Source organism: Candidatus Omnitrophota bacterium (assembly GCA_028717245.1).
Classification (GTDB): domain Bacteria; phylum Omnitrophota; class Gorgyraeia; order Gygaellales; family Profunditerraquicolaceae; genus JAGUYA01.
In genome coordinates this window covers 47,959-61,607 of record JAQUOD010000010.1, presented here as the reverse complement: position 1 = coordinate 61,607, position 13,649 = coordinate 47,959, and the positions used below count along the sequence as shown (strand labels likewise).

The window sequence follows — 13,649 nt, the reverse complement described above, 5'->3', positions numbered from 1 at the left end:
TGAGCCATAGCCCCCTCCTACTGCAAGGGAGTCAAAGGTGGCTGCGCCGCTGGCAGCTGAGATAGAGCTGGCAGTGACTGCGCCGCTGGAGGAGACCTGGAATTCTGAGGCCGGGCCGACAGAGAGCGGGGCAGCGGGTGCGGTGGTGCCGATACCGACATTACTTAAGCGGTAGATATCCGAGCCGGCTACTGTCCAGTTGCTGAATACTGCCGGCGTGCCGTTCTGCCTGAGCTGGCCGGTTAAATTAATATCGCCGCTTACATCCAGATTATATCCCGGGTTGGTGGTGCCGATGCCCACGTTGCCGTCCTCTTGAACAATCATCAACACCCCCGTTGATGCATCGCCGGTCCCTTGATTTTTTCCAATGACAAAGCTACGTGTATCTACATCATTATTATTAGAATCGATATTAAAACGCAAGCTACCCGCACTTCTGATTATGCCACCAAATGACCCATCCCAAGGGGCATATCCATCGTTAGTACCCAGCCCGAACCAATAGTTGTTACCAACTTTTGCATTACCACCTACAATTTCAAGTTTCTGCGATGGCTCCGTCGTGCCAATGCCGATATTACCATTGTCAAAAATAGCGCTATTAGTTAAAGTAGAAACCCCCCATTTAGGAAGGTAATTCTGGGTAAGGGAACCTACCTTAGGGTCAGCTTCAGTGGAAAGATAAGTTATGGTATCTACAGAGAGTGTGCCGTCGCTGTTTCCGGTCTTCAAGAATCCGTTAGAAGTCAGATTTGTGATTTGGGTAATAGCCGGGGTCTGCGAGAGATAGGCAGCAGGCAGGGTGCCGCTAACCTGGGTGGTCAAATTCACCGCGCTACTACCTATCTGGGTAGTGGTGATGCCTCCTGCCTTCACGATGAGCTGGCCGGAAGGATTAGTGCCTAATGTAGAAGCATCTATGGTCAAGGCAATGCTCGGAGCAGTTCCGCCGGTGGAAGTCAGGGGTAAAGTAGCTGCTACAGATTGGACCGCGTCAGTCCCACCTACAACCGTTCCATAAATCGTGCCGTCTACTTCCAGGTCGCCTTTGATATAAGCATCATCCTGGCCGGTAGCATTGTCTATATCAGGGTCTGTCCGGCCTGAGCCTGAGCCTGAGCCGACAATCAACGCTGTGCCGGGGGAAGGAGTTAAATCATTGGGATAATAACCTCCTACTTCAATTCTCCCGGCAATAAAGGCATCTCCTCTTTGGGCGTATACAGGAGTTTTTCCTGCAGGCACCTGAGCAGCGGGGTCATCCACAATATCCACAATAAAGGCAGGAGAAGTTGAACCATAGCCGGAATAAAGTTGCAGGCCGCGGTTCATTTCAAAGCGCGCTGCGGTCTGGTTATACAACTTCCTGAAGCGGATTTCTCCTGTCCCCATACTGTATCCGCCGTAACCTGTGCCGAAATGGCTATCCGGCTCGCCAAACATCACGCGCGGATAACTATAATACTCCCCGCCTCCGGTATAAGGATCGTAATTAGCCCCAACTGCTAAACTACCATAAATAACTTGATCGCCGGTATCAGTGATGGCAGACGGGCCATAGTCCATGGCTAAAGGCCCCTCTACTAAGGTGATGCCATCATAGCAGGTAAAAACACCCGAGCCGGTAGTGGCAGTCTTGGTATTAGCTGTTCCTAAGAGGTAGATTTTGATATTATCGGTGTTGGCGTCGGTAGTAAAAGTAAAGATAAAATTCTGCCAGGAAGTGGTCAGCGGCCCTACGGTTAGGGATGCCGTAGGCGCAGTATCTGCAGAACGGCAGGAATAGGCAATAGCCGCATTATAGTCGCTGCCGCCTTCGCGTTTTGCCCAAAGGGAAATAGTCAGCTGCCTATTTTTTAAGCGGCTGGAATCCGTCCAGGGAAAATAATACACAGCTGCTTTTATGGTATTGGCATCAATATCATTCAATTTTATATATTTATCTCCGAATTTAGCGTTTGCTGTTGAGGTAACTATTTGAAAATCCGTGCCATAACTCGTCAGGTAGTCTTGCCCATAACCCGCGGCCCAACCAGTGGGTTTATTGGATTCAAAACTGCCGTTCCTTAACAAATTGCGTACGTTGGCATTAAAACTCTTGCCGCTGGTGATAATCGTTTTCTTATTGCCCGATGCGTCATATACGCTAAAACTTCCGGCGGTATCAAATTCAAAAAGCGGGGCTATAGCCCCGCCTTGGGGTTTCTTTACTAATTGCAGGGTCTGAGGATTACTATCGGGATCAAATGCCAAAGAGTACATCGGGGTAGTCCCGCTTGACTTGGCAAAAGTCAAATAGGCCGGGCTTGAGCTTTCTGTGATAATTTCTTTGGAAAAGGTAAAAGCGCCGGTGCCGCTGGTTCCGCCGTCTTCATCATAAGATATGGTTTGCAGGGCAGGGGAAGGGCTAGTATCAGCATCAAAGGTAAGAGAAAACGGGCGGCGGATATTTAAACTCGTTACCGATACCGGCCCTGAAAAATAAAACCATCCGGTCTTACCGCCTTTACTATAATTATCATCCCACATCAGGTATTCGGAGTTATTGACCGGGGCGTGGTCACCGTCTGTTTCGTCGGACCTGCCCAAGTATATGGTGCCGTCGGTATTATCTGTGAGAGATGTATCATCTGCTACAGTAAGTTTTCCGTTTACGGTTAAAGTGGCAAGGTTTGGATTAGAGGTGCCGATGCCGACGTTGCCGCCGGTAATATAGTTAGTCCCGGCAGTAGTAGATTGCACTAAGCCGGTGAGGGTGCCGGTGTGGGTATCGGAAGCAGTGGTATAGCCGGAGTCATTCGTCCACATGGAAATATTTCCGGTCTTGTTGGTTAAGGCATCCGCGGAAGAAGCAGTGATGTAGCCAGAGTTGTTCGTCCATTGCGAGATGTTTCCGGATTTGTTGGTTAAGGTATCTACGGAAGAGGCAGTGATGTAGCTAGAGTCATTGGTCCATTGTGAGATATTACCGCTGGCTCCGGAAACTGCGCCGGCAGAAGTAACCTTAAAGGATTCGCCTACTTGCAGGGCTGCTTGTGGGTCGGTGATGCCGGCTCCTAAGTTACCCGAAACAGAAACAGAGTTAGTTGTCCCTGATGTGCCAAAGTCCCAGCGGTTAGTAGCAGCGTTCCATTTAATCAGGCCTTCGTAACTAGGCGCAGCCCTCGTCCCGCCGGACATTACGCCTAAGTAGGCATCCATATCAGAGGCCTGGTCAGCGTTGAGCAGGAAAGAATTCTGCTCAATGAGCAGTTCAGTAAAGGTAGGCCTATAAACTACGCCTTTAAGCCAGATGTCACCGTCGAGCTTAAGGTTGCCTAAATTATCCAAAGAGAGGCCGCTTGAGCCATAGCCACCACCGACATCGAGACTGCTCGCAGTAAGGGCGCTAAAGCTGGAGGTCCCGGTATCCGAAGTCACCGCGTCGGTAAATCTTGCAGTGCCGGAAACATCTAAGTTGTAGGCGGGGCTGGTGGTGCCGATGCCGATATTACCCGCCGAAGTGGCAACGAAGGCGGGCGTTGCCCCACTACCGACCTGCAAGAGACCTTGCGGGTTCGTCGTTCCTATACCCACATTCCCGCCGGGGATTAAACCTAAATGCTGCCCTGCGGCAGTCAGGATTTGCGCCGTGCCTGCGCCGGAGAAATTAATGTTTGCGCCTGCGCCGGAAAGCGTCAGGGCATCTGCCGTAGAATTAGCCGAAAGCGTGGTAAACGCGCCGGTAGCCGGCGTAGTAGAGCCAATAGTGCCGGGAACCGCCCAAGTCTTTGACTCTAAACTGGAGGCATTAATCGTTCCTGTGCCGGCATAATTTAACGAAGCATCAGAACCTACGGTCATTGCCGCAGAGGTATTGGTACCGTCGGTTATACCGGAAAAAGGAGCTGAAGATGCGGGTACGCCGGAGATATCTGTATTGCTGGCAGCGGTCAATCTTCCGTCGGCATCAACAGTAAAAATAACTGCCTGCGTAGCTGAACCGTAAGAGCTTGCGGTTACGGCAGTAGAGGCCAATTCAGTTGCTCCAACGCCTCCTGATTTTATAGAAACAGCCCCTGAGGCCACATCAAAATTCCCGGAAGCAAAAGAGGCAAACCCTTTATCCGTTGTGGTGGCATCCTGCAGTTCATAGGCGCCCTGGCCGGTATCTAAGGTAGTTACATATCCGGTTCCGCTAACTTCTAATTTGTATGCCGGGCTGGTAGTGCCGATACCCACGTTATCCGTAGTAGCATTTATAAAGAGCGTGCTGGTATCAAAGGCCGTATTTCCGCCGGATTGGGTGAGCGCGCCGGTTATATCTACGGCATCATTTAAGGTAAGATTACCCGTTGTATCTAAAACATCCCCGCGTAAATCACTCTGGCCGGTAGCAGTAAGGCTGGTTACGGTTAAATCCGTAAATGCGCCTGTGCCTGACGATACTGTCCCGTAAACAATACCATCTACTTCTAAATTTCCGCTGATATAAAGGTCATTAACAGTAGTGGCATTATCATTTGTGCCTGTGCCGATAGCCAATCCTGCGCCGGGTGAAGTGGTGCCGATACCCACGTTACCACTATCAAAAATCACCACCTTAGCTGTTCCGTCTGAATTTTGGGCGCGTAATAAAAGGCCTGAGCCGGTACCTGAACCTTTGATATCCAGCCGGGCAGCGGGGCTAGTGGTGCCGATACCGATATTACTTGAAGATTCTGCCATTACCGAATCCGCAATCGTAGTGGCGCTGCTTGCTTTAAGGATATTCCCTGCAGTTAAACCGCTGATGGAAGAAACGCCGGTCAGGCCGCTTCCGTCGCCGCTAAAGGCAGTGGCCTTGACTGTCCCGCTGACCTCTAATGCTTGCGTCGGTGAAGTGGTGCCGATACCGACATTGCCGGAAGATTGCACTATTAACCCGGAACCAGCAGCAGTCCCTACGTGTAAGAGGCCCTGGGGCGAAGTGATTCCGATACCGACATTAGCGCTGCCGCCGGGGATAATCGCAAAATGCTCGCCGCTGGCCGTAGTTATATCTGTCGTTACCCCTGAAAACGTAAGCGTTGCTTCCATAGTATCGGCGGCATCCGAACGCAGTAATTGCAAAGAATTCAGGCCGTCTAAGCGGTCGGCATTTAAGGCATTTATGGAGGGAACCAGTTTGATGCGCGGGGACATTTCGCCGTCGCCATCCACATCAATGGAGAGATAATAAGTAGTATTGAAATCTATGGTTGACGGAAAAGCAGTCGTGCTGCCCAAGTAACAAGAGAGCACGCCGGAGCTGTCGGCAGTAACGCTTTGCGTCTCTGTCCATAAAACAGTGCCGCCGGTCTCAGCAGCGTAAATCCGAAAGACTATGCTATGGCTTCCGGTAAGCGCGGTACCGTCCTTCGTGGTAATCTTAGCCTGGAAGAAGAGCTCCTGCGGGATATCCGCGAATACAAATTGCCAGAAAATTGAAGCGATGATTACGGAAATTAAAATGGCGCAGGTCTTGAAATTTGCCCTTTTGGTAAAAATTCCGCTGAACATTTTTGCCTCCGTCTTGTGGTTAATTAGCCTGTTAAAATTAATTTTTTTCATCCATGAATTAAGCCGCATATCTTTAATAAATTTAAATAATGGCATTTTTTACCTTCTCCAGAAGAGGGTTTTCTTTTCTTTTTTCTCTTCCCCTTCTGTTTCCCCTGCGCCTTTAATGTTCCAGACCCATTGGGCAGGCGTGGCATCTTCTTCTTCCAGGGAAATCTTTCCGTCGCCGTTTAAATCAAAGCCGCTCTTCACGTAGAAATAATGGTTGCCGGCGGCCAAGCCGGTAAAGCTCGCTTCGTTGGTATCCTGCCACTCTGACCATTCCTGGCTATCCAATTTATAACTGAAGAGGCACCCTATCCTGGACCCTTCATAAATAAAGGTGGCTTCTGTCTCTTCGGTAGTCGTAGCCGGGCCTGAGATAATGCGCGTATTCGGGGTACGTAACTCTAAAGTAATCTGGGCTTTATAGGCCTGGGAGAAATTCCCGGCGAAATCTTCGAATTTCACATACACGCTCTTTAAACCGTTAACATCCGGCTCAGCCAATAACCAGTTGGAAATAACCGGGCTGTAAGTATATGGGTTGTTTAGCTCCGCATCAAATACCCCGTCATTGGAAATATAAATATTTTTTATGCCGGATACCGCATCCCCGACATTGATATTTATGGAAACATAAGGAGAATAGGTAACCTCTTGGCCTCCGTTAATCAAAATCTCGCCTGAGGGGGCATTGGTATCCACTATAAACTCCCAACCCTTGACTGTATAATTGCCTACCGCATCAACCGCTTTTAATAAAACTGTATTCTTGCCTTCAGCCAGGGCAGCGGCAGGTTTATACTCTAAAGTTTGCTTTTCCTTATCATATGTAAAGATAACGCTCTGGCTGTTTATAGTCAGGGTTGTGGAAAATGGATCTATGCCTGAATGCGCGTCGGATAGAGAACAACTTATAGGAATATAATTATCGGGAGTTACTATTCCGGCAACAGGTTCTATATTACTGGTAACCGGCGCTTCGGTATCCACCCAGATTTCAAAGGATAAAAGGCTCTCTTCCTGCCAGACCTTACCCGAGGTAAAAGGAAGGACGTAAAAGGTATGTTTTCCGGAAGGTATAGCGTCCTCCAGGAATTGATAATCCGGCTCGGTAACATCTACCTCTAAATCCGGATGGGTATCCAAGCCTACAGAAAAACCCTCGATGAGCGTAGCGGGCGTAACCACTACCTTCCAGTAAAAATAGGGGTCATTATCCGCCTGCCAGGTTGCCGGCGGGATAAGGGCCCCGAAGACATCGGTCTTGGCGGTCAAATCTAAGATAATATACTTAACCCCCAGGCTAACCGGCGTAAAAAGATAGAGTTGCCCGGAAAGCCCGCTGTAAACGGTACTAGACATTTGCTGAGATAAACCCGTGCCTTCTCCTACCCCTGTCCAGACCGTACTATAAGTATCCGAAGTAGAACTCCCGCCTCCCTGTAATAAACTAATTACACTCACGTCATAACTATTACTGCTCAACTCCAACCCATAGGCCGGATGAATAGGCAAGGCCAGGCAGATTGCCAAAATTACATAACCTATTAGAATACAAAAAGTTTTATTTCTGTTATGAAGGTTCAATAAAAAACCCGCCATCCCTCTCGGAATGGCGGGCGTCTTGCCCATTTTTTTTCTTCTCATGAGCTTACCGGTATATTCACTACAAACTCCTGCTCTTTTGCCTCATCGCTGAATTTAAAATTTATCTTTATTGCCCGCGGGAGCGCCCCCTTATCCTCACTCCAGGAATTCTGCCAAGAGGAGCCGTCCCAGTAGCTGAATTTACAATCGCCTAAATTTTCAAGTAAAGTCTCTTTAGCTTCCTGCGTATCCCAGCTATAATCAGGGGGCTGCTGGTAGTAACGCTCTAAGGTATGCTTGGTAGAATTATAGGTATAGCCGGCTTCTAACAGGTTATCCTCCTGGTTGAAGATAAAAAAAAACTATTTTCGTCGCCCTTAAAGTAATTCCCCGGATAAGTAATAGAGGTTATGGAGGATACATCCTTACCCAGACGGAAAAAGACAAAACGCTTCCTCTGCTCCCTCTGGGCCATCTTCTGGCCCTGGCCAAAGGCACGAAAACCTCCCACTATAGCTGTCATAAGCAGGCCGATGACCACCATAAATATAGACAGGGCGACCATCACCTCGACTAAAGTAAACCCCGTTAGAGACACCGTATTCTTTCTCTGTCTACCTGTAGTCTCTAATGGGGTAAAAGCTCTTTTTTTCATAGTGTCATAGCGTCAGGTGTCAAAGATATCAAAGTTTTTTCTCATGACACTTTGATACATTGACACCTTGATACCCTTTATAATTAACCGTTCTTTTTCCTCATAGCAACATCCAGTGCTTGCCGGGCATTAGCATCCTGCGGCCTAAGCTCGGCTGCTTTCTGTAATTCTTCTATAGCCGAGTCTACCTGTCCCATATCCAGATAAATAATGCCTAAATTAAAATGAGATTCGAATAATTCCGGATTCAAAGAAACCGCTTCTTTATAAATCTTAACTGCCTCTTTGATATTGCCCTGCCGGTAATAAGTAGTAGCCAGGTTATGGTAGCCGTCGGCATAATCAGTTTTGAGTTCTATTGCTTTGCTAAATTCCCTGATCGCCCCTTCTACATTGCCTTCCTGTCCGTAGACATCGCCTAAGTTATTGTGCGAGCGGGGGCTCTCCGGCGAGGCTAAAACGGTCTGGCGCCAGAACCTCTCCGGGGACTTCCAGTCCTCGTTTCTTACCACTGTGCGCACGGCATAGCAAGAGAGGATAAATATTAAAACGCCTAATATTAAATTCTTTCTCTGCGTATTCTTTACCGGGGCGACATATCTCTCATAAAAGAAACAAACAATAATACTTAAGGCTACCGAAGGGAAGTATGCATACCTTTCTGCAACCAACCAGCTAATCATCACCGGGCTATAAGTGGGTAAAAGGAATAAAATAAAAAGCGCAATCGCAAAAAATACCTCTCTTGCCTTCTTAAAGATAAAAGGCAAGGCGGCTGCTAAGGCCAACAAAGCGGCTATCCCTACTTTAAGCATAAAAGCGGAAATTATCGCCGGCTCATGGTATAAAGTAAGTTTCGCCGGCCAGAGGATTAAACCTACGTGCGAAAAGAAAGAATAGACTAAATTAAAAAACGGGTTAGTCCAGGTTATGCTGGCTCCGATCTCCTTGGCTACGGCAGTAACCCGGGTCATTACCTCAACCCTTGCTATGATGAGCCTTAAAATTACAATGCCTAAGAAAGGCAACCACAGCCTCCAGGCCTTACGCCAACTGCCAAAGGTTACATCGGATAAAATCAAAAATAAAGGCAAAAGGGCATAAAATGTATAGTGCTTAATTATAAAATAGCTAAAGGCCAACAGGGAAAGAACGTAATACGGGAGCTTAAAATTAATGTTTTTCTCATTCACGATAAGACGTTTGTTTTTATCAGGAGGCAGGGCTTCCGTTACCAACAGGCCGTTGGCTTTCTGGTATAAAAAATAAGTGCCCAGGATAAACAAAGATAAGATTAGATAGGGCCTGCCGGAAATCCAGGTCACCGCTTCTGTATGGATAGGGTGCACGGCAAATAAACAACTGCCTAAGAAACTGGCTTCGGCCCGGAAGAACAGGCGTAAAAATAAAAATATGAAGATTGTATTGAGCGCGTGCAGGATAATATTAGTCAAATGATATATAAAAGGGTTATACTGGCCTATTAAGTAATTCAATGAGTTGGAAAGGGGGTTAGGTTCAAGCAAAAAACGCAGAGGCTGGGAGATAAAAGGATAATTCAGTATAGCCGGGATATCATCCGAGACAAAGGCATTATTCAGGGAATTAGCATAAACCAGGAAAGAAACAGCAATCAAGATAATATATATGTATTTATTGTTCATGTAGTGTCATAGTGTCAGGTGTCAAAGTTTTTTCTTTGATACTCTGATACATTGATACTTTGATACTACCTTATGTTCCTAATATGCGCAACAACTCCTGCGGCGAAGTAGCGCCGCTTAAAACCTTTTTCCAGCCGTCATCGTAAAGGAATTCCATCCCCTTGGAACGACAGTAACTGATAATCTCGTCGGAACTCTGTTTTTCAACGGTGAGCCGGCCGATTTGAGGCGCCATCTCCATAATTTCAAATATACCGATACGGCCGGAATAACCCGTATATAAACAATCCTGGCAACCTTGCGCTTCATAAAGGCCTGCCTTTTCTTTTTCGCTGAGTTCCTTAGGCACGCGCAAGGTAATGCCCTTTAAGGCATCTTCATCCATATGTTTTTTGCATTTGGGGCAGAGCCCCCGGATTAAACGTTGAGCTACGACCCCATTAAGACAAGAGGCAATTAAGAACGGCTCAATACCCATATCAATAAGGCGGGTAATGGCGGAAGCTGAATCATTGGTATGCAAGGTAGAAAATACCAAATGCCCGGTTAAGGCTGCCTGGATGGCAATCTCTGCGGTCTCGCGGTCCCTGATTTCTCCTATCATAATAATATCTGGGTCATGCCTTAAGATAGAACGTAAACCCGTAGAAAACAAAAGGTTTACCTTAGGGTTAACCTGGATTTGCCGGCAAAAGTCCAGCTGGTATTCTACGGGGTCCTCAATAGTAATGATATTCCTTTCTGAACTCTTTAAGATAGTTAAAGAGGCATAAAGCGTGGTGGTCTTACCGCTTCCCGTGGGGCCGGTAACCAGGATGATACCCGAGGGTTTATGAATAAGATTTAAGTACTTATCATAATTCTCTTTGGCCATGCCTAATTCCTGTAAGGTCAATAGTTTTTTATTCTGCCTCAACAACCTTAAGACTACACTCTCCCCCTGAATAGTAGGCATTACCGAAACGCGCACATCTAACGACCCCTCATCCATTTCCACCTTGAATCGCCCATCCTGCGGCAGGCGTTTTTCAGCTATATCCAGGTTAGACATAATCTTGATCCGCGAGACTACGGCATTATAAAGATTCTGTTCAAAAGGAGTGATATCCTTCAGGACACCGTCAACGCGCAGGCGGATATGCATCCGGCCTTCCTGCGGCTCGATATGGACATCCGAGGCATTTACTTTAACTGCCTGCAACAGAAGCAGGTTGATTGCCTCAACTACCGAAGGCTCTGCCCCTTCTCTTCTTGTCGCTTCTAAGGTAGGCTTGGCCTCATCCCTCTTGACCTTTCTTCTATCAAAATGCTCGGATAGGGCGTCGTTTAGTTCATCTTCTTTTACTAAATAAGGCTTGATAAACAGGCCGGTGCGAAAACGCAATTCTTCCAACACCGAGGTATTTAAGGGATCTAACAGGCCTACTGCCAATTCATCTTTCTTTTTAAAAAGAGGGATGACTTTATATTGCCAGATAAAATCCATTGGTAGAAGTGAAACTAAATCTTTATCCGGGGCGTAATCGGCTAAATCAAATTTTGTTAAGTGCAGCTTCTTGCATAAAAAATCAACTAAAGTATCCTCGGGCAAAAACTTCAGCCGGCGTATCGCCTCAACCAGGGTCACGGAACTGCGCTGCTGTTCTAATTTCAACGTCTGCAGCTGCGAATTGGAAATTACTCCCTCTTCTACTAAGCTCTGTTCAATATTTAACGGGTCAGCCATTTTTTTATTAGTGTCATAGTGTCAAGGTATCATGGTGTCAAAGAAGAAACTTTGATACTTTAATACATGATACTTTGACACTGCTTCTATTACTTCTGCGCTATGATTACTTCCTCGCCTGACGGAGAAAGAATCTTTGCCGTCACAAAGATAATCAGGTTCTTGCGCTCAACCTGGTCTGTATTCTTTCTGAAAGCTGCCCCCAAGAAAGGAATATCACCGAGGATAGGGACCTTAGTCAAGGTCTTGGTACGGTTCTCCTTGATCATGCCTCCTAAGACCACGGTATCGCCGCTATTGGCTACTATAGTAGTGGAAAGATTGCGTGAGGTAAATTTGGGCAGTTTTACATCGCCGGTATAAACAAAGGCATCCGCGGTAGCTTCGCTGACCTCAGGGATGAGCGAAAGACTGATTGTCTTTTTGTCCGCGCCCACCGAGGGGATTACTTTCAGCAATATTCCCACATCCCGCCTGATGAAATCCTTAGGGACGTTCTTATATTCATAGGTAGGGGTCTGGCTGGGAAGCTGTCCCGGGACCTGGAGAATTTCAAATTCATAACGCGTAGGATAAATCCATTCATCAACTACCTTCATCGTAGCCATCTGGTTATTGAGCGTGGTGATGCGGGGGCTAGAAAGGGTCTTTATTTTTTTTGATTCTTCCATGGCATGAATCACTGCTTGGAGCTGCGAGTTGGTAATCATCCCTTTGTAGGTGAGGTTGAAACCCTGGGCAGCCTGGGTGAAAGAAGAAAAGTCTACGCCGCTATCCTTGCCTAAGCCTTCTTTAAAGCTGCCGTCTTTCTTTTTGGTAATAGCGTAATCGCCTCCGGTGAGTCCCCAAGTTATACCCAATTCTTTGGTGTCGGTGACATCTACTTCCAGGAACCTGGCTTCAATCAGAATTTGGATGGGCGTCACATCCATATTGTAAAGCAAGTCTTCCAGCATCTGTAAATTTTGGGGGGTATTCCTGATAATTAAGGCATTAATACGCTTGTCATAGTAAAGCTTGGAATCTGCCGGCCAGGGGACAATCTCTTTTAAAGTATCCTCAATAGTAAGTACTTTGGTCATCTGCGCAGAGCTGCTCCCCAAGCCCGTATCAGAAGAACCTCCGGTAATAGGAGAAAATTCAGTGAATAAACCGCCGCCTTTACTTAAATAATATACCCTGGTCTCCGGGGCTTCTGCGGCGATTTCTTCGGGATGCGCGATCCAGATTACGTCTTTATCGATACGATAAATAAGGCCCAGGCCTTTAGTGATATATTTTACTACTTCTTCTACCGGTGTCTGTTGGAAACGGGCGGTGACATTAAAGTTTGCGTCCAACACCCTTTGAGAAGTGACAAAATTAACGCCTGTGTCCTGGGAAAGAAATGCCAGCACAGATTCCAAACTCACTTTATCAAAATCCAAAGTTACGTTTTTCTTAAGCTTTTTTCTAATGAGTGGCGGCTCGACTAAAGGATTTTCTTTCGTTTCCTCTTCCAGCTTGGGCGGCTCCAGATAAGGAGGCAATTGTTGCTTCATCACTTCGTTGAGCATATCTTTTTCTTTAACTTCGACTTCCTTGGCAAGATTAGCCTCTTTCTTCTCTTCTATCTTTTCTTTGGCTTTCTCAATAAACTCCTTGGCTGCGGGGGTGTATTTTATGCGCGGGTTACCCTCTAACTCAATAATCTTTTGGAAGCCGCGGATTGCTTCTTCATACATCCCTTTGGCATAGAGCTTCCTGGCATCCTGCCAGAGATTTTCGATTTTAATTATTTTAGCCCGGTCTTCCTGTCGTTTCGCAAACATCGCTTCATTAATCGCATTCTCCTGGGTAGTAGATTTTACGGAAACCGGTGAATTTGATTTTGGCTCCTCTATCTGTTGAGCCAATTTTATCTGTTTCTTACGGGCCACGGCTTCCTGTTCCAACTTCTTCTGCTCTTCTTTCTGCGCCTTATCCTGCGCCAGCTGCCTGGCTTTAGCTTCTTTCTCCTGGGCGAGGCGGGCTTTTTCTGCTCTAAGCTCTGCTTCTTTTACCTGGCGCTGCCTCTCTTGTTCGGCTTTTAACCTGGCTCTTTCTTCTGCCTGAATCCTCTCTGCCCGCTCTTTCTGCGCTTTTTCTACGGCGAGTTTTCTTAGCCTCTCTTGTTCTTTAGCTCTAGCCTGTTCTTGCTGGATTCTCTTTTTCGCGGCCAGTTCTTCTTCGCGTTTTCTCTTTTCCTGCTCTAATTGTTTGGCTTTAGCTTCTTTTTCTATCCTTGCCTGATATTCTTTCCTGGCCCTCTCCTCGGCAGCCTGTCTGGCCTTGATTTCTTTTTCCTGGGCGAGGCGGGCTTTTTCTGCTCTAAGCTCTGCTTCTTTTACCTGGCGCTGCCTCTCTTGTTCGGCTTTTAACCTGGCTCTTTCTTCTGCCTGAATCCTCTCTGCCCGCTCTTTCTGCGCTT

General features: G+C 47.0%; 6 protein-coding genes. All 6 read right to left on the bottom strand.

The window, feature by feature from the left end; all coding sequences use genetic code 11:
• Positions 1 to 5,619: hypothetical protein (locus tag PHV44_06605; protein ID MDD5592940.1), on the bottom strand; the 5,619-nt coding region annotated here is incomplete at its 3' end.
• A gap of 3 nt (positions 5,620 to 5,622) precedes the next feature.
• Positions 5,623 to 7,200: a hypothetical protein gene (locus PHV44_06600; GenBank protein MDD5592939.1), complete on the bottom strand. Its 1,578-nt coding sequence runs from the start codon at positions 7,198 to 7,200 to the stop codon at positions 5,623 to 5,625.
• Positions 7,201 to 7,480: 280 nt separating this feature from the next.
• Positions 7,481 to 7,810, bottom strand: a complete 330-nt coding sequence (locus PHV44_06595) for a prepilin-type N-terminal cleavage/methylation domain-containing protein (protein ID MDD5592938.1) — start codon at positions 7,808 to 7,810, stop codon at positions 7,481 to 7,483.
• Between the two features lie 83 nt (positions 7,811 to 7,893).
• On the bottom strand, positions 7,894 to 9,474 hold the full coding sequence (locus PHV44_06590) for a tetratricopeptide repeat protein (GenBank protein ID MDD5592937.1): 1,581 nt from the start codon (positions 9,472 to 9,474) through the stop codon (positions 7,894 to 7,896).
• A gap of 70 nt (positions 9,475 to 9,544) precedes the next feature.
• On the bottom strand, positions 9,545 to 11,200 hold the full coding sequence (locus PHV44_06585) for a GspE/PulE family protein (GenBank protein MDD5592936.1): 1,656 nt from the start codon (positions 11,198 to 11,200) through the stop codon (positions 9,545 to 9,547).
• A gap of 89 nt (positions 11,201 to 11,289) precedes the next feature.
• Positions 11,290 to 13,649, bottom strand: a 2,360-nt coding sequence (locus PHV44_06580) for a hypothetical protein (GenBank protein MDD5592935.1), incomplete at its 5' end; no start/stop codon positions are given.